Origin of the sequence: Paenibacillus pectinilyticus, assembly GCF_001700435.1 — a bacterium.
In the GTDB taxonomy this organism is placed as follows: Bacteria; Bacillota; Bacilli; order Paenibacillales; family NBRC-103111; genus Paenibacillus_E; species Paenibacillus_E pectinilyticus.
Genome location: NZ_LYPC01000027.1, coordinates 508,047 through 525,714, shown reverse-complemented (window position 1 = coordinate 525,714; position 17,668 = coordinate 508,047). Strand labels below are relative to the sequence as shown.

At 46.1% G+C, this 17,668-nt stretch carries 14 protein-coding genes; 4 read left to right on the top strand and 10 right to left on the bottom strand.

The genetic code is table 11. The annotated features are described in order from the left end of the window. Positions 1 to 19 precede the first annotated feature (19 nt). The 6 genes from A8709_RS24070 to A8709_RS24045 form a co-directional block, all read right to left on the bottom strand. On the bottom strand, positions 20 to 1,609 hold the full coding sequence (locus A8709_RS24070; RefSeq protein ID WP_244163332.1) for a response regulator: 1,590 nt from the start codon (positions 1,607 to 1,609) through the stop codon (positions 20 to 22). Positions 1,610 to 1,627: 18 nt separating this feature from the next. Next, the gene (locus tag A8709_RS24065; RefSeq protein ID WP_065855923.1) at positions 1,628 to 3,469 is read right to left on the bottom strand and encodes a sensor histidine kinase; all 1,842 of its coding nucleotides are present in this window, start codon (positions 3,467 to 3,469) and stop codon (positions 1,628 to 1,630) included. Positions 3,470 to 3,520: 51 nt separating this feature from the next. Continuing rightward, positions 3,521 to 4,333 (bottom strand): carbohydrate ABC transporter permease, encoded by an 813-nt coding sequence (locus A8709_RS24060; RefSeq protein WP_065855921.1) that lies wholly within the window; start codon positions 4,331 to 4,333, stop codon positions 3,521 to 3,523. A gap of 12 nt (positions 4,334 to 4,345) precedes the next feature. Continuing rightward, positions 4,346 to 5,266, bottom strand: coding sequence for a carbohydrate ABC transporter permease (locus tag A8709_RS24055; RefSeq protein ID WP_084225377.1), 921 nt, complete (start codon positions 5,264 to 5,266; stop codon positions 4,346 to 4,348). A gap of 82 nt (positions 5,267 to 5,348) precedes the next feature. Then, entirely contained in the window at positions 5,349 to 6,665 is a 1,317-nt protein-coding gene (locus A8709_RS24050; RefSeq protein ID WP_065855919.1) for an ABC transporter substrate-binding protein, read from the bottom strand. Between the two features lie 279 nt (positions 6,666 to 6,944). Next, the gene (locus A8709_RS24045) at positions 6,945 to 8,585 is read right to left on the bottom strand and encodes a 3-keto-alpha-glucoside-1,2-lyase-like domain-containing protein (RefSeq protein ID WP_065855917.1); all 1,641 of its coding nucleotides are present in this window, start codon (positions 8,583 to 8,585) and stop codon (positions 6,945 to 6,947) included. A gap of 401 nt (positions 8,586 to 8,986) precedes the next feature. Here A8709_RS24045 and A8709_RS24040 point away from each other — a divergent pair, with 401 nt between their 5' ends. Then, entirely contained in the window at positions 8,987 to 10,336 is a 1,350-nt protein-coding gene (locus A8709_RS24040; protein ID WP_065855915.1) for an MATE family efflux transporter, read from the top strand. A 101-nt stretch (positions 10,337 to 10,437) separates the two neighbouring features. Here the strand turns inward: A8709_RS24040 and A8709_RS24035 are convergent, their stop codons facing one another. After that, positions 10,438 to 11,532, bottom strand: a complete 1,095-nt coding sequence (locus A8709_RS24035; protein WP_065855913.1) for a threonine aldolase family protein — start codon at positions 11,530 to 11,532, stop codon at positions 10,438 to 10,440. Positions 11,533 to 11,611: 79 nt separating this feature from the next. Here A8709_RS24035 and A8709_RS24030 point away from each other — a divergent pair, with 79 nt between their 5' ends. The 3 genes from A8709_RS24030 to A8709_RS24020 all read left to right on the top strand — a co-directional run bounded on the left by A8709_RS24030 (position 11,612) and on the right by A8709_RS24020 (position 14,167). Beyond that, positions 11,612 to 11,923, top strand: coding sequence for a Rieske (2Fe-2S) protein (locus A8709_RS24030; RefSeq protein WP_244163297.1), 312 nt, complete (start codon positions 11,612 to 11,614; stop codon positions 11,921 to 11,923). 80 nt (positions 11,924 to 12,003) lie between these two features. Next, complete coding sequence (locus A8709_RS24025; protein ID WP_065855911.1) at positions 12,004 to 13,356, top strand: amino acid permease; 1,353 nt, start codon at positions 12,004 to 12,006, stop codon at positions 13,354 to 13,356. Between the two features lie 49 nt (positions 13,357 to 13,405). Continuing rightward, positions 13,406 to 14,167, top strand: a complete 762-nt coding sequence (locus tag A8709_RS24020) for a MerR family transcriptional regulator (protein WP_065855909.1) — start codon at positions 13,406 to 13,408, stop codon at positions 14,165 to 14,167. 171 nt (positions 14,168 to 14,338) lie between these two features. On the opposite strand, the gene A8709_RS24015 is transcribed toward A8709_RS24020, so the two are convergent. The 3 genes from A8709_RS24015 to A8709_RS24005 all read right to left on the bottom strand — a co-directional run bounded on the left by A8709_RS24015 (position 14,339) and on the right by A8709_RS24005 (position 17,664). Next, on the bottom strand, positions 14,339 to 15,721 hold the full coding sequence (locus tag A8709_RS24015) for an MATE family efflux transporter (protein WP_065855907.1): 1,383 nt from the start codon (positions 15,719 to 15,721) through the stop codon (positions 14,339 to 14,341). 79 nt (positions 15,722 to 15,800) lie between these two features. Then, the gene (locus A8709_RS24010) at positions 15,801 to 16,820 is read right to left on the bottom strand and encodes a Gfo/Idh/MocA family protein (RefSeq protein WP_065855905.1); all 1,020 of its coding nucleotides are present in this window, start codon (positions 16,818 to 16,820) and stop codon (positions 15,801 to 15,803) included. A 1-nt stretch (position 16,821) separates the two neighbouring features. Beyond that, the gene (locus A8709_RS24005; RefSeq protein ID WP_065855903.1) at positions 16,822 to 17,664 is read right to left on the bottom strand and encodes a sugar phosphate isomerase/epimerase family protein; all 843 of its coding nucleotides are present in this window, start codon (positions 17,662 to 17,664) and stop codon (positions 16,822 to 16,824) included. Between the last annotated feature and the right edge of the window lie 4 nt (positions 17,665 to 17,668).

Genomic DNA, 17,668 nt, shown 5'->3' with positions numbered 1-17,668 from the left:
TCTAGGTAGAAGACATGAACTAATTGTCTCCTCGTACACGGTTCCGATATTCGGACGGGGAAGAACCTGTAATCTTTTTGAACACCTTCGAGAAATATTTAGGGTCAGGAATGCCGACCAAATGCCCGATATCCGCAGTCTTGAGTTCACTCGTCAAAAGCGCTTTCGCTTTCTCAATACGAATCCGTGTCAAATGCTCCAGGAAGCTTTCACCCATTTCTTTCTTGAACAAGTTGGCAAAATAGTTCTTACTTAAATGTACCAAGTTGCTGATCGATTGCAGCGAAATTTCTTGTTGGTAGTACTGCTGCATGTATTGTGCTGCCTTAATAATCCCGTTACGATCGCTGTTATAAATGCCTACCATATGGGCAATGAGCGCCTCAAAAGCTTGCAAAAACCATGATTTACTCATCTGAATCGTCTCTAATTTAGATAACTGCTCATAATATTGCTTCTTCAACTGGAGAATACGCTGCTGATCGCTTGCTACCTCAGACCATAGCGTCGTGAGCAAAATAAGCAGCTCCAATGAAATAATTTCCACGATATCATAGTCCTTGCGCGCCGTAAGCTGCTCGAAAATATCCTCCAAATACGCATGTAATTCTTTCGTCTGAAACGCATACACCATCGAATGGATGTGCGTTGTGCTCACTTTAATATTATCGGCCAACTGACTACTGGCAGGCACATAATCCACGCCATAGAGAATCGGTCGCTCACTGCCAATAAACATTTTATATTTAGCCGCAGCTGTCGCTTGCTCATAGGCCTGATGCAGTTCCGAACAGCTTGATGTAGGGCTGCTGACGCCAATTGTGCACGATATGCTGTAATGATTCTTGAGATACTGACGCACCGCCTGTGCCATTAATCTTACCTCATCTTTACCAGGAACAGCCATCCTACGCTCAAAAAGAAGGACATTCATTTCCCCTTGCCGATCTGGAAAAGCTTCATAGACATCCTCCGACTCTGATGATGCCGTCATCACTTCACCAAGTGCTGTTCGGATCAGCGCCTGACCTTCCTCGACACTTAGCGCCCACTCATTCTTGGCAATATGAAGCATATACAAGGGCAGCTTAACGTCAGCCAACCCAAGACTCTCTAGAATTTCCTGCCTGCGCACAGGGTCAAGCTGTTTCCCTTCAACAAGCTCCAGCCATCGCTTTTCTCTGACGATTGGCTCCACAACGACGCTTTGCATCAGCTTGTTTTCACTGCTGGGAGCTCCCTCGACAATGGCTTCCTTGACCCGCAATAAAGTTGCTTCCAAGTCACGCGGCATCATATCCGATTTGATCATATATTCGGATACCCCGTTACGAATCGCTTCTTTGGCATACTGGAAATCTTCCAGATTACTGAGAATGACGATTTTCATATGAGGGCGAAATTTACGAACTTCTGTAATTAAGGTGATGCCGTCCATAATCGGCATTTTGATATCGGTAATGAGAATATCTGGCGGGCTCTCGCGAATAAGATCCAGTGCTTCCTGCCCATTCGCTGCTTCCCCACTCACCATCAAGCCCAGCGATTCCCAATCGATCATCGAGCGAATGCCGAACCTAACAATATATTCATCTTCTACAATGACCACACGAAACAAGATCCTCACCTACTTCATTTCTGGAAGTCGAATCCGAATGCACGTACCCACTCCGGATTCACTTTGAATGTCTAATCCATACGGCTTCCCGCAAATTAATTTGATCCGCTCATCCACATTCGCTAAGCCGATCCCACTGACTTTATCCGCGGAAGGAGCCTCATGGCGATTTAAACTCTGCACCACAGCCGGTTCCATCCCACGACCATTATCCTGAACCTCGAAGCGAATTCCCCCATCCGGATGCAGGCCGCAACGAATATGAATTTCCCCCGTCTCACGCTCGGTAAACGCATGGAGTATCGCATTCTCCACAATGGGCTGAAGGATCAGTTTCGGCGTGCGATAGGTTCGAACCTCTTCATCCATATGGACAAATGTCTCAATATTAAAATTAAAACGGAACTTCTGAATACCGAGATAGCACTGAACATGCTCAATTTCTTCTTCAACCGTGACCGTTTCTTCCCCTTTACCTAAGCTAATACGAAGTAAACGCGACAGCAGGCTGACCATTTCAGCCGCATGGTTCGCTTTCTGAAGCAATGCCGTCCATTTGATGATATCCAAGGTATTATAGAGGAAATGGGGGTTTATTTGCGCTTGTAATGCCTTCAACTCGGCTACACGCTTATGATTTTGTTCCTCATAGACGGTTTCGAGGAGTCCATCAATACGAGTCACCATATAATTAAAATTTTCGCCTAAAATATCAAATTCATCATTCCGCCGTTTCGCTTTGAAACGGACCGTCAGGTCACCTGACATGACTTGTCGCATCAATCGAATCATCCCTAGAATCGGCTTCGAAATCGAGTTAGCGAGCAGCATCGCCGTCACGATGGAGAATAAGATACAAATGAAAGCGATCACCAAAATAATTTGCAGCAAGCGATTCGAATCTTTATACAGAGAGGCTTCCGAGATGACATTCACAACGATCCAGTCGTTCGTATGAAGCTTTTTATAATTCACAATCAATCTTTCGCCTTGATATTTCAGAGGGAACACCGATTCCTCCGAAGCCCCACGAAACATATCCGTATACCCATCTTCGCCTAGTACTTCCTTCACGCTTTGTCCTAAGAAACGATTGTCCGGATAAGATATGATCTGACCACGGCCATCAATGACAAAGCTTTGGATATCCATGTGACTCTTGGTCGTTCGCGCACCGATTTCTTTCAGCACATCCTCCCGAATATCGAGAACCGCAACGATCCCAACAGGACTATCGTCCGACATCTTATAAATTTGCTTCGCAAGGGAGAACACAGGAACCGTTTGGGTGTTTAAGCTATCTACATAGGTGCCTATGCGCGTGGAAAACCAACGAAAGTTACTGCCATCTTCTAACGTTTGCAGGAACGGGGATACCTTCTCATTAGAACGATCGTTCCACCGATAAATTCCTTTGATAAAATGATCAGGAGAAATAAATGAAATCGATTGCAAATCCTGATTGATCGCGATAATCGTAGACAGCTTCGTCGTTAATGAGAGACTATCGAGATCATATTGGGCAGGATCGGTGCGATCCAAAGCTCGCAGCATTGAGACAATATCGTTGTTGTTCACAACCTGCATCATCATATCTTTATAAATCCCAAGCCTCGTGTCAATATTCTCTGCAGTCTGCTTCAAGAGCTGTTCCGAGTATTCCGTCACTTTGTTGTTGATCGTTGATTTCGATATCGAATAAGAAATAAACCCCAATGCAAGCAGGGGTGTTAAGGAAAAGAGGAAAAGCAGCAGCATCCACTTGTAGCGAATGCTGCTGGTCCATTTATACATCCATGAAGGGAATCGTTTCCGGTGCTTGGGACTAGCTGCTTCTGATGTCTGGGTCATACGTTACAACCCTTTCTGGGAGAGAATCGAATGTCAACAAGTCCTAGTGTCTTAACCTTTAATACCGGACATCGCTACACCTTGCACGATTTGACGCTGCAGGAGAGCAAACACGAGAATCGTCGGAATCGCCGCAATCGCACTGGCAGCCATGATTAGATTCAAGGACATCGTATTATTCGACAAAAAGGTCGGTAGTCCTGCCGAAAGGATCATGTTCTCTTGAGAAGTGATGGAGAGATACGGCCATAAGAAGTTATTCCACGAGAGAATAAAGTAGAAAATACCGACGGAGAACATCGCTGATCGAGTTAGCGGTAAACAAATGCGGTACCACAAGCCGAAGTTGCGGCAACCGTCAATCTGAGCAGCTTCAATATAATCTTTCGGGACGCCGTCCATGAACTGCTTCAGAAGCAGAATCCCGATAGGATTCGTTAAGCCAGGTAAAATAATGGCCCAGATGTTATCAATCAGCTTCAGATGAAGCGTTGTTTCATAAAGCGGAATGAGTATCGCTTCCGTTGGAATTAACAAACCTGATACGATCAGCAGATAGAAAACACCTCTAGACTTGAAGGGCAGCTTCGAGAAGGAAAACGCTGCTAGAGAGCTGATCATGAGCGAAATGATCGTGGTCAGAAAACCTATCACTGCACTATTCCAGGTCCATCGCAAAATCTGCGAATCCTTGATCACTTTCGTATAGTTGTGCAATTGTAGATCCGAGAATTTCACCCAGTCGCTTAAACCGACGACATAGACACCATCGGGCTTGAGAGACACGAGCAGCATCCAAATCAGTGGGAATATAAATATGAGGGCAAGTATCACCGCGATGATGTTAATCGTAAACCGTTTCATGGTCAACCTCCGTCACTCTTTTCTATCTGATAATTTAAACTGAATGACTGCGATGAGCAGCATGATGAGGCAGAATACGATAGACTGTGCTGAAGCAAGTCCGAACATATCCTTTTTAAACCCCGTCACATAAATGTAGCGAATCATGGTATTCGTGGAGTCCCCTGGACCTCCGCCCGTCATAATCTGAACTTGCCCAAACAGCTTCAAACACGAAATAATTTGATAAAATACTTGTATTTGCATGACCCTCGACAATCCTGGGAGCGTGATATGAATGAATTGCTTCCACGTGCCAGCGCCATCTATTTTCGCAGCTTCGTAATGATCCGTTGGAATTTCTTGAAGACCAGCTAAGAACAACACCATAACAAAACCTACCGACCACCAATCGGTCGTCATTGTAATGGCCCACCATGCGAAATGTTTATCGGTCAGCCAGTGAATATCCCCTGGTAAACCAACTAGGTGCATCAAGGCATTGATTGGACCGTGTTTTGAGTCGAACAGGCGCAGCCAGATGAAACTGATCACCGATACGGACAGCACATATGGCAGAAAAAACATCGAACGAATGAACGTTCGGAAACGAAGCTTCTGGTTAATTAAAAGGGCTAACCCTAGGCCTAACGCAATAATGGTCGGTGTACAAATGAGAACAAAATAGATCGAATGCCACAAATACAGATAAAAATCGGTATCGCTGAAAATCTTTTTATAATTCGCCAAGCCTACATATTTCTGCATCCCTTGAATGTTCCAAACGTGCAAGCTCATCCAAGCCCCTCGCCCAACTGGCCACAGATAGAAGATGGCAAAAGGGATCAAAAACGGCAACAGGTACAGAATCGCCTTCAATTCCAAAGCTATGCGTAACGGTTTACGTTCGCGGAGGACCCAAGTCCGATCACGTTCACTCACTTTCGTCTCCATGTGTTCCTCTCCTTGTTTCTCTATATAGGTGGGTGAAGCCTCACCGTTATGGTGAAAGCTTCACCCGTTAGAGCGTGTAGAATTAGTTCGCTAACACATCGTTAATTTGCTTATCGAGTGATTTCAAGCCTTCTTCTGGCGTTTGTTTACCGAAAAGGATGTTCTGCAACGACTCAGAAACGGTTGTAATGATCGTTGTGTATTTATCTGTTTTCGGTGCGAATTTCACTGTTTTTTGAGCTTCAATAAAGAAATTGCGGTAAGGCAGCTTCTTGTATTCGTCGCTTGTCGTTACTACGCTGTTCGCTGGCACGTGACCTGCTTGACCCCATGTTTTGCCGCCAACCTCAGAGAAATACTTCATGAATTTCGCTGCAGCTTCTTGCTTCTCAGCTGTGACGTAAGACGGTACAACGAGTGTGTGTGAGCTCGCCCAGTGTGTTTGTGACCCAAAGATTGCAGGCAGCGGCATTGCGCCGATATTCAAGGATTTATCTCCAAGGAGTAATCCTGCTTCCCACACGCCCCCGAACCATAGCGCCGCTTTCCCATTGTGGAAGGAATCCCATGGTGTTTTGTCGTTTAGGTCACTGTATTTTTTCTTATATAGATCCATGTAGAAGTTCAATACGCTCAGTGCTTTATCGTTGTTGATCGCCGATTTATTCAAATCCGCGTTGAGCAGGTCGCCGCCCGCTTCATAGTACATGTTCAGGAACGGTTCTTGGAAATAAGGTGTATTAACCGCAAGTGCTTGCACATCCGGTACTTTCGCTTGAATTTGTGCCAATGTTTTCTCGAAGCCAGCTGGTGTTAACTCACCCAACTTCGGCGTGCCATCATCATTAAGTAAGTCTGCTTTCTTCAGCAAATCCTTGTTGTAATAGAACATATGGAAGTGAGTGTCTAACGGAACAGCGTATGGTTTGCCATCGTAGGTTACACTTTTGATATTCGAGTCCGAGATTTGTTTCAGATCGAAGCCTACTTTGCTTGCCAGTTGATCGATGGGTACGAGCTGCTTCGCCTTCACAAAAGGTGAAATGCGATCCACGTGAGCGACAGCTACGTCTGGTCCTTTGGAGGAAGAGAGTGCCGTACTCAGCTTCGCATAGTACTCATTGGATTCAAGGCGAAGCTGTTTCACGACGACTTCCTTCTGAGAGTCGTTATAGCCTTTGATGATTTGATCGACGAAATCGCCTTCGCCGCCGCCAAACATATTCCAGAAGGTGATCTCAACCGGACTTGTGGATTTCGCAGTCGCTGCAGCTTTCGCTGTTTCCGTCGCAGATGCCCCTGCTGTTTTGGTATCGCTTTCTTTTGTGCTCGAGCAGCCTGTTGCTACCATGGCAAGTGCAATACTTGCAGTTAGTAAGCTAGTTAATTTCTTTTTCATTGTGATGAACAACCCTCTCTCTTCATGATTAATGGTTTTTGCGAAAGCCCTTTCACTCCGATGTAAGGGCTTTCCTTGGTTCTAACTTTACAGGGATTCCCCTCGCGTCATAACCGATAAAAACCTCAACTTTAGGGAACAAACGTAAGAACTCCACGGAACACGTTGATGGCAAAAGGGGAAGATCTTACGATTGGGGAACAATCGTATGGTGGGCGTGGAGCCCTGAACAACGCAAAAAAGAGCCCGAAGGCTCTTTTTCTACACACATCTATGCATTTAATTCACTGTTATATTATCAAAGCTCACGCTATTGCTGAAGCCACCGCGCACCCCAATGGTACCATTCGCATACGTCGTATCGGTGTAATTGATCTTCGGAGTCGTCATGTCGCCAACGTAGACCTTGATGTTCCCCTCATTCACGACAACTTTCATGTGATACCAGGTGTTTGTGCTTATTGTCGTGTTGACAAGACTCAGCTGTGTCCAGCTGTTGTTAAAACGTCCCAGCCACACTTGCCCCGCCGAATCAATGCCTGCGCCATAGCCTGTTTGAGCATCGGCGCCCGTTCCAGGGTTCGTAACATTGAAAATAAGACTGCCTTGCCCGCCAGTAGTAAGCTTAATATCCCCTTCGAGGGTATAGTTACGTTTAGATGGATACGGGGTAAGAATGGATTTGTCCGCACTAGTTGAAGTTACATTGTACGTGCCGCCAGTCAGATTCCAAGTGCCACCATAGTGCACCCATCCATTCTCATTGGCAGCAAAATCATTCCCATAACTAGACGTCAACGTTCCGAATTTCACTTGTACATTATGGCCACCGCTAGTGCGGTTCACAGAATCAATGAAAGCTACTTCATTCGTGCCGGTTTGATAAATAGATGACCATAACGAGTTACCAAACGCGGTAGAATCATTCGTGTACCACGTATTTCCGTAATCATTTGAAATCGACATGACATTGGCATTCGAGGTTAACAGGATTCTGCCGTCCGTTAACGAAAGCAGGTACGGTCCGCCTTGCTGGCTTGGTACTTGTGTACCAATGCCGCTCGCCCATGTTTTACCATCCGAACTCTTCTTGGTAAAAATATTACAACTCTGCGTGCCGCACACTTCGAACGTTACAATGTACTGGCCGTTGGCCATTTTCTGCCATACTGGCATTCCTGGACGTGCACCTGAGTTCGAAGGATCCCAAGCCACATAGATTTCACTTCCCCAGCTAGCGCCACCGTTGGTCGACAGCTTCTCCGAAACGATCTGGCTGTAGGATGGACTTTCGGTAACATGCTTCTCATTGGCATACATCACCGCTAACGTACCATCGCTCAAAATTTGCATATGCGGCTCATATACGCCTTTATCCGGATTCCCCAATGCGCCTGGCGCACCATTGTTCTCATCAATCGTACTCAAATAACTCCAATTCGATCCACCGTTGGTGCTTTTATACACCTTTAACTGATAAGACTCCTGCCAACGAACCGAACGCATCGCAAGCAAAATGTCCCCATTAGCCATTTGCGCAAATTGACCGTTATCTAGATCACGTCCATCTTCCCAAAGCGTCGCTGCCAAGGACCATGTCCGGCAATTATCCGTGCTTAGGAATACCTGCAGACGAGTTCCGCCCCAAGACACCTTCGTGTAGCCGTTATTATCATAAATAGCTGCTACTGCCAGCCAGTTCCCATTCGCCAGCTTAATCATTCGCGGATACTCCGAGCCAAATGTGCCTGGACTAATACCCCGCGCGTCCGTCCCCGCATCCGTAAATGTGTTGATATTCGTTACGGTGACCGATGATCCCCACGTGATCGGCCCGTTCGCTGCAAAAGCCGGAAGTACCCCGAACATCATTATGATGCAAATCATACTGAGTAACGTAGCTAGACTCTTTTTAAACATGTCATTTCCCTCCAATAGTATGTAAAATAACGTCCTTTTCACTCACTTGCAACAGTTCTGTAACCGTGGCCTGCTTGCTCCATCCCTCCTTCTGACCAGTGGTTATCACTCACAAATGTAAGGGCTTACTTTTTGAAGTATACCGATTCTTCCACTTCACCAACACCTACAATCTGACGAACTGAGGTGAACAATCGTACGATTTCATGTGAATGACGGTGAATTACACAAACAGAGGTGTCAAAGTTAAGATTTGGCACGTGCCTATCGATCAGAAAACTCCAATCATTGGAGTCAATATACGCAATCATTTGCCCACATTTTGCAATGAAAACGGTTTCGTTATGCCCCAAGATAAAGAGGAGATCCATATCGAGTCGTATCGAAGGAGTTCTTTCCCCATGACAGTTCCTAAGAATCTAGGTTTATTTGCCATTACATGGCCTTTATTTATTGAATCATCACTCCAAGTGTTTATGCGAACCTCGGATACATTCATCGTGAGTCATGTGTCGGATGAAGCCGTTGCAGCGGTTGGTGTTAGCAACCAACTCATCATTTTTTTATTCTTGCTGCTTCAAGTGGTTTCAACGGGTTCGGCGATCGTCATTTCTCAACATATAGGCGCGAATAAAAGCAGAGATGTCAAGAAATTTGCGGCTGGAGCCATCTCGCTAAATTTTGTTTTCGGTTTCTTGATAAGCATATGTATCGTTTGCTTTAGCAAACAGCTGCTTCAACCCTTCGGCTTGGAACCAAATACACTGGATCAGGCGCGCATTTTCCTAACTATCGTTGGCAGCGCCTTATTTATTCAAGCCATCAATCTGACCATTGCGGCCATAACGCAGGTGCATGGGTATACAAGGTATACCATGACGGTCAGCTTGGGCATTAATCTCGTAAATTTGACCGGCAGTATTGTAAGCATTTTCGGTCCTTTCGGGCTGCCCAAGCTCGGCATTCCCGGTGTTGCTCTATCGGCGGTATTCAGCCAACTACTCGGGCTAGTCATATACAGCATCCTTTTATCAAAAGTCGTTCGATTGAACTTATCTTTCAGCGACTTTTACAAGGCAAGATTTGCAGATTTGAAGAAAATATTGACGATCGGTATTCCCACAGCCGGAAGTCAGCTCGTATACGCTATAAGTCAACTGATGACGACCTATTTTATCACGCAGCTTGGCGCTGAGATGCTTTCTACACGGATTTATACCCAAAATATCATGACATTCATCATGGTGTTGGCCATCTCTTTGGGACGTGGGACTCAAATCATCATTGGTCGACTGGTGGGGGCAGGTAAAAAGGAGGAAGCCTACAAGCAATTGTTTCGCAGTTTGTTCCTTAGCTTATTACTTTCCATTGCCGCGGTCACAATGACCTTTTTATTTAGAAAGCAATTGATCGGAATGTTTACGGATAACGTCGAGATCATTACTTTAGGGGCTTTTTTACTGACGTTTGGTTTCCTTCTAGAACCAGTTCGCTGCTTAAACATTGTTATCGGAGAAGCTCTTCGAGCTGCAGGTGACGCGCGATTCATTCTTATCATAGGCGCATGTGCCATAATGGGGTTGTGTGTCCCGCTCACTTATTGGATAGGCGTACACATGGGGTACGGGTTGGTAGGAATGTGGGGCGTGTTCATCATGGATGAAGGCTTGCGAGGGATTATTTTATTATTCCGCTGGAGAAGTAGAGCATGGGAGAAGAAAGTGTTGGTGAACAGTGAGGAAATGGCCTAATTTGATCTGAACAAAAAAATCAGGGGCATCCCGCATTTCTACCCCAGCGGAATATCCCTGATCTTGTCATCTCACTGTCACCTACTTACGCCATTTCTACCTTACTTCGCCTCGCTCAAAACCGCATCCAACCGCTCGAACGCATGCTTCAGCACATCCTTCGGTATTTTCGCATAGGCATCGCCGATACTCACTTCAAAGGAACAAACCCCTTCGCTCGACTCTCTCAGATAGTGAATCAATCCCACGCCTGTTTCTGCATATAGAGCGGTCAGGATGGGTTCCAGCTTCTCCTTCGGCAGCGCAATGTGCACGTGGAACATGTTCGTCACAGGGACGTGCGGCAAAGTCGTCACAAGATGACAGCTATTAAATAACGCTGCAAGCTCAATCGCTTCCCCATAATATTGCCCCATCTTATGCGCGCGTTGCTTGAAATAGTAGCTCGCGCTCAGGAAATACGGATAGAGGCTGATTAAATCGCCACCGTGGCGTCTTTTCCACACCTTCGACTTCGCTATGAAGGCTTCATCCCCTGCTAAGATAGCACCAGCGACCCCGCCAATTCCTTTGTAGAACGATATGTAGACACTATCGAATAAGGCACACAACTCCGCCGCGGTCTTCTGATAAAAGGGAAGCACCTCGTACAACCGAGCTCCATCCAAATGTAATTTAATCCCCTTGGCTCGGCAATGCGCCGAGATCGCCACAAGCTCTTCATACGGCGGCAGCTGCCCGCCAATTTCCCGCTGAGGGAGCTCAATCAGCAGACATGCGATGTCTGCCTGCATCTCCAGAATTTCATCCAAACGAATCAGGCGGTCCTTCTCACCTAACAAAATCGATTCAATCTGATGAAGCTCCTTCAAGCCATCCTCTTCATGAATTTCCAAATGACTTAACGGATGATAGGCAACCTTCCGGATTCCCTTTTCATCGCACCAGATCCGTAAAGCTATTTGCTGCGCCATCGTACCGCTGGGGAAGAAAATAGCCTTGTCCTTGCCTAAAAAGGCAGCCATTTCTGCTTGAAAGCTCTCGATGCCTTCACCTGTTCCATAGTTATCGCTCTCAAGCTTGTCATCAAGCTCATTCAAAACCTCTTTTAAAACCTGCATATTCCTGCGGCCATGCCCGCCAATTGGATAAGCCGCCTGGCGAAAAGCTGCCACGAATGGGGAAAGTGTACTCATGTGCGTTATGCTCCTTCGTTTTTTGCCATCTGAGTGGAGATCGTGTTGTGATTTGGATTATAATTTAGAAGAATACCCTATGAAACGGAGCGTCCTTATGAATGAAATCCTAATTGGTTCTAAAGATCAGTTTACTGCAAGTCCCGCCGAAGTGAAAGTGAACGGCAAACGATTTTTTCTAACCGAAGAAGATGGCGTATATACGCTTCTGTCCAGCCGCTGCCCTCACGCAGGCTTTGCAGTTGAGCTTGAGAATGGCGAACTTGAATGCCCGATGCACGGCTGGACCTTTGAACTGCATACAGGACGCTGTCATAATGTCCCTAGCGCAAAGCTGCAATCCTACGAGGTTAAGGATCGGGAAGGCCAATTATTCGTACAGATGGACTAGCGTGACTCAGTATATTTTACCAATGGACAAGCGATACTATATGGGCTGTTGTTTAACTCTTTTGCATCTTAGGAGGCGGCATGCCCACCAAAGCAACCAAAACAGACCCACTCACAACCGGCACAATGAACCTATGGCAGCTATCACTGCTCGGCGTCGCTTGTACGCTCGGAACCGGCTACTTCCTCGGTGCAGGCATTGGACTCACCATGGGTGGCGCTTCCATGCTCATCTTATTTCTGCTCGCCGCTGTTGGTACCTACTTCGTTCTTGACGCTTTGATTCAAATGACAAATGCCAATCCCCAGCAAGGCTCTTTCCGAGCTTACGCGCAATTAGCCTACGGCCGTTGGGCCGGCTTCAGCTGCGGTTGGATTTATTGGGGCTCACAGTTAATGATCATGGGGAGTCAGTTGGCGGCACTTTCGCTTTTTACCCGCTTCTGGTTCCCTGCGGTTCCTATGTGGCTGTTCGCTGTCATCTATGCCAGTCTCGGCGTTGGTGTGATTCTGCTTGGGGCCAAAGCATTTGAGCGGTCTGAGCATTTTTTCGCCCTCATTAAAGTCTCGGCGCTGTTGATGTTCCTCTTAATTGCCGCTGCCGCGATAGTAGGCTGGATCTCAGGGGGCTTACATCCACTTGCCTTTCCAATTACGCATGCAACCTTTTTGCCATCAGGGCTCAAGGGATCTTGGTCATCCTTCATTTATGCCTTCTACGCCTTCGGCGGTACGGAAATGATGGGTCTATTCGCTATGCGTTTAAAGAAACCCAGCGAAGCTTCCAAGGCGGGCACCCTCATGATCCTGCTTTTAGCCATCCTCTACATCATTTCCCTTTTCCTCGTCCTAACCCTGCTTCCTCTACATGCCCTACATGAGAAAAAAAGCCCCTTCCAAGTCAGCTTGGAAAGCTATCCACTGCCTTTTGTACCGCATGTGTTCAATGCGATCCTCATTATTGCGGCCTTTTCGACGATGGTCGCGTCCCTCTTCGCGGTTACCGCCATTCTCGTTGCACTCGCGCAAGATCACGATGCGCCGCTGATTTTCGCCCGCAAAACCAAAGGAGTGAGGCAAATCCCTTATGCGGCTCTGGCTTTTACAACCGGTGGCATGGCTGCTGCCGTGGTGTTAGCACTCATTTTGCCAGAGAATCTATATACGTTTATATCCACAGCTGCTGGACTCACTTTACTCTTCATTTGGCTGTTTATCCTGCTTTCTTCGGGACGCCTTCTACCGCGCTCTTCATCACTTAGCTTCAAAAGATGGTCAGGCATTCTCCTTATTCTCTGCGCGATATCCGGTGCTGCTTGTCACCCGACGACACGTCCGGGATTCTGGATTAGTTTGCTTTTTATCCTGCTTATTGCCCTAATCACATACGTCTTACATCTCACTTGGCGTCCTAACTCCAAAAAAAGATATTGACATTCACGCTACGTAAAGCTTTACAGTTAAGGTGTCAGGAGGTGAACAGATGGAATATACGGTACAGCATCTGGGAAAGTTGGCAGGGGTCAGTACACGAACACTTCGGTATTATGATGAGATTGAGCTTCTTACGCCGGCAAGAATCAACTCATCTGGCTATCGCATCTATGGTCAACATGAAGTGGATCGCCTGCAGCAAATTTTATTTTATCGCGAGCTGGGGGTACCTTTAGATCAAATTAAAGATATCATGACATCTCCTTCTTACGACGGAACCAATGCGCTGAGAAACCATCGGGACCAACTCCTCGACAAGCGAAGACAACTGGATCAGTTGATCGCGAATGTGGAACAAACGATTGCCTCCAAAGAAGGGAGAATGACGATGACAGATCAACAGAAATTCGAGGGCTTCAAACAAAAGCTTATTGACGATAATGAAGCGAAGTACGGCAAAGAGATCCGCGAGAAATACGGCGATGCGTCTATCAATCAAAGTAATCAAAAAGTGAAAAATATGACGCAAGAACAGCACGATGAGGTTACTCGACTAGCCCAAGAGGTTGCCGATACGCTGGCCGAAGCTTTTAAGCAAGGTGATCCGGGGAGTGATCTAGCTCAAAAAGCTGCAGACCTTCATAAACAATGGCTATGTTTCTATTGGACTACTTACAGCAAAGAAGCCCACGCAGGGCTTGCCGATATGTATGTGGCTGATGAGCGATTCAAAGCTTACTATGATGTGAATCAACCAGGCACGGCTGAATTTCTACGAGATGCTATTCATATCTATACAGGGGGACACTAGCACTTTTTCTATGATGACTACCAAACATCCAATTCTTCTGTAAAGTTCTGAATATAGTAAGATTACCAGCCGCCAGCAGCATGACTCATGTCACCTCTTTAAACATAAGAAGCACAAGCCCCTCTGAGAGAGTCTTGTGCTTCTTCGTTTTTCGTAAACATGATGAATACATTAACCCGCGCTCGCCAGCTTCTCTACGTTGTGAGTAACCAGTGATTTACTTTGCCACACGCGGCTTCTCCAGCGTAAATACATGAGCAAACCTCTCGTCCATTCATCCACTGTAAAGGCAATCCATACACCTAGCAAGCCCATGCCCATATGAATTCCGAGCCAATAGGCTAGTGGAACAGCGATCCCCCACATGGAGACAACGCCCATCATAACGGGGAATCTAGCATCCCCCGCAGCCCGCAAGGAATTGATTACAACAAGGTTGAAGGTCCGCCCTGGTTCAAGAATAATAGAAAGCAATAGAATGGTCGATCCCATCGCGATAATATCCGGATTATCTGTGAAGAGCCCGAGGAGTTCTCTACGGAAGATGGAGGTTATACCGACAACAACGAAGGTAAGTACAAAGGTAATTTTCAAGCTTCGTATCAATTTATCATACGCCTCTTTAAAAGCACCCGCTCCAACCATATGGCCTACGATAATTTCCGTCCCCATCCCGATCGCCATGCCCAAAGCCATGAAATAATTGGTCACATTCATCACGTACACGTGGGCACTCAACGCCGTAGCGCCAATAAGATTAATAAAGCCGAAGATCATAAGATATTGGGACTGCCAAGAGATGTGCTCACCCGCAGACGGCAATCCTATACTTAGTATTTGTTTCACGATGCGTCGATTGAAGCTCACATAATGTTTCAATAGAATCGGCACTTGTAAACGTCGATACAGAATAACGACAAGCACAATTAGACCAAGAAGACGACTAAGTACGGTTGAAACCGCAGCTCCGGTCACGCCTAACTCAGGGAAGCCGAGATTACCGAAGATTAAGAGACTGTTACCTACAATATGGATCACATTGACTCCTAGTGTCACGTACATAACATCCCGCGTATGACCATTTGAGCGCAAAACTGATGAAATCGCATACGATAACGCTTCAATCCAAATAAAGCCGGAAATTAAGTTTAAATATTTCTTGGCTATTCCGATTTGTTCTGGAGCCAAATTCATGAGATGCATCAGCGGTTCGCCGAAAGCTACGAGTGCAATGCTCACGACAATTCCGAAAATTAAGTTGATCGTGATCGCTAGCGCGGAGATCCGACTAGCTTCCTTCACCTTGCCTGCACCCAAATGCTGCGCGACAGCTACACTAGTTCCGATTCCAACGAATCCGAACATCAGGATACAAAACACGATTATTTCATTGGCCAAGCCGACTGCCCCGGTCACTTCATCTGAAATTCGGCTTAGCATAAACACATCTGCGGTTCCCAACATCATACGTAACACAGAGTCGATAAAAATAGGCCATGTGACTGCGAATAGACGAAGCTTTTGCCAAGATGCTGTTGAATCTTTGTCTTTCATTCGTATTCACCTCTAGTTGCAAATGCTATAAGTGTAGAATACGAAAGCGATTGCAGTCAATTGATAATACTGGATGTAATTACTTTACTTGTACCCAAGCACCTTTTTGATCCGCAGATGCGATTTCAGCCACTGCAATATCAATCGTATCCTTCGTGCTCTCAGGCGCTGCAGTTGTAATGGTTCCGCCGGCAAGCAGTGTCTCGATAAAATATTTCAACTCTAGGTAATAGCCCATCTCAGCTGAAATCTCAGGACGGAATCCCGCTCCAACGTTCGGGTTCACTTGTAAACCATTCGCGTTGAAAATTAAGTTTGCCTTCTCAAAGTTGACCCGATACAGCATTTCGAAGCCGTAATCGCCTTCTAGCGTCCAATCTGCTTGGGCATTGATGACTTTGCCATCCTCAAACAAATAGTTCGTGGACACCACATCGTAGCCGCTGCCAGGAACAACATTGCGAGCCAAACAGGAAACAGAATCCGGTTTACCGAACAACCAGTTCACCATATCGATATCATGCACATGCATGTCGAGCAAAGCTCCGCCGCTCAACTCTTTTTGTGTAAGCCAAGGTCCCCAAGTCGGTGTTGCGCCGCCGCGGTAGAAATAACCGCCCGTCACTTGACCATAGGTACCGTTCTCCACCACTTCTTTTAAATACACATACGCTGGCCAAAAACGTAGACATTGACCAATCATCAATTGCTTGCCATTCGCTTCAGCAGCTGCAATCATTTCTGCACATTCTTGCGGATTCGATGCCATTGGCTTCTCACAAAGCACATGAAGCCCTTTATTTAAACATTCGATCGTGATGTCACGATGAAGATACGTCGGAAGAGCCAAGTCCACATAATCCAGCTGTTCCTTTTCGATCATTTCGGTCACGCTGGTGTATTTCTTATATTTACTGAAATCGATGGCCGAGTCGCCAGTATCGATATTACCTGCAACCGCGTTGCCTTCAAGCTTGTCAGGGTCAATATCACATAAAGCCACAACTTGAATGGCAACACCTTCATTTTCCATGCGAACGTAATTCTCCAAATGTGTTCTACCCATGAAGCCTAAACCAACGAGTCCAATTCTTAACATGTTATTTCCTCCCCAAGATCGCATCCATCGAACCGGATGTGTTATAAACAATTTGTTCACCGTGATGCGTATAGCCTGGAATCATTTCAGCGATAACGTAGTCATCATAGCCAATCGCTTGTAGGGCGCTCACAACGGCTGGATAATTGACATCACCTGCAAGCAGATCAACGAAACCATGTAAACCGCCTGCTGCGCGGCGATAATCTTTGAAATGTACTTTTTTGATACGATGGCTCAAAATAGAAATCCAATGCTCCGGGTACCCCGAGAATAACACGTTCCCTACATCGAAAAACGCACCAACGTATGGAGAATTTACTTTGTCTATGAAATCACGCATTTCTAGCGGCGATAATAAGAATTTGTTCCACACATTCTCGATCCCAATCGAAACTTTCAAAGCTTCAGCTTCCTTCGAAAGCTCTTGAAAAGCCTCTAAAGAATAGTCATAAGCTTGATCATAGGGAACGACTTCGGAATCAGGGATAAAATCAACACCGACTGCTCCTGGTACAACCAGAATCGTATCAACACCTAGCGTCGCAGCGTGTTCCAGCTGCTTCTTCACGATGTCTTTGGCCTTCTGACGCGTTTGCGGTGCAGAGCTTGTCAACGAATAAGACCAATATAAGCCACTAGCTAAGCTGCTTAGCTCGATGCCTGTCTCATCCGCATGCTGACGATACGCGCGTACTTCCTTTTCTGAACTCTCCAGACTAAGTTCACCTGTTTCATTCAAAGCCAATTCTATACCGTCAAAGCCTGCTTTTTTCGCAATTGTAATCGTTTCATTTACTGGCATGGAGCCTGGGAATGACCAAATATTGATCCCTTTTTTCATTGTT

Excerpts from the sequence above, each read along its gene's own strand:
- A8709_RS24065 (WP_065855923.1), bottom strand. The coding sequence starts at position 3,469 with ATGACCCAGACATCAGAAGCAGCTAGTCCCAAGCACCGGAAACGATTC.
- A8709_RS24060 (WP_065855921.1), bottom strand. The coding sequence starts at position 4,333 with ATGAAACGGTTTACGATTAACATCATCGCGGTGATACTTGCCCTCATA.
- A8709_RS24055 (WP_084225377.1), bottom strand. The coding sequence starts at position 5,266 with ATGGAGACGAAAGTGAGTGAACGTGATCGGACTTGGGTCCTCCGCGAA.
- A8709_RS24050 (WP_065855919.1), bottom strand. The coding sequence starts at position 6,665 with ATGAAAAAGAAATTAACTAGCTTACTAACTGCAAGTATTGCACTTGCC.
- A8709_RS24045 (WP_065855917.1), bottom strand. The coding sequence starts at position 8,585 with ATGTTTAAAAAGAGTCTAGCTACGTTACTCAGTATGATTTGCATCATA.
- A8709_RS24040 (WP_065855915.1), top strand. The coding sequence starts at position 8,987 with ATGACAGTTCCTAAGAATCTAGGTTTATTTGCCATTACATGGCCTTTA.
- A8709_RS24035 (WP_065855913.1), bottom strand. The coding sequence starts at position 11,532 with ATGAGTACACTTTCCCCATTCGTGGCAGCTTTTCGCCAGGCGGCTTAT.
- A8709_RS24030 (WP_244163297.1), top strand. The coding sequence starts at position 11,612 with ATGAAACGGAGCGTCCTTATGAATGAAATCCTAATTGGTTCTAAAGAT.
- A8709_RS24025 (WP_065855911.1), top strand. The coding sequence starts at position 12,004 with ATGCCCACCAAAGCAACCAAAACAGACCCACTCACAACCGGCACAATG.
- A8709_RS24020 (WP_065855909.1), top strand. The coding sequence starts at position 13,406 with ATGGAATATACGGTACAGCATCTGGGAAAGTTGGCAGGGGTCAGTACA.
- A8709_RS24015 (WP_065855907.1), bottom strand. The coding sequence starts at position 15,721 with ATGAAAGACAAAGATTCAACAGCATCTTGGCAAAAGCTTCGTCTATTC.
- A8709_RS24010 (WP_065855905.1), bottom strand. The coding sequence starts at position 16,820 with ATGTTAAGAATTGGACTCGTTGGTTTAGGCTTCATGGGTAGAACACAT.
- A8709_RS24005 (WP_065855903.1), bottom strand. The coding sequence starts at position 17,664 with ATGAAAAAAGGGATCAATATTTGGTCATTCCCAGGCTCCATGCCAGTA.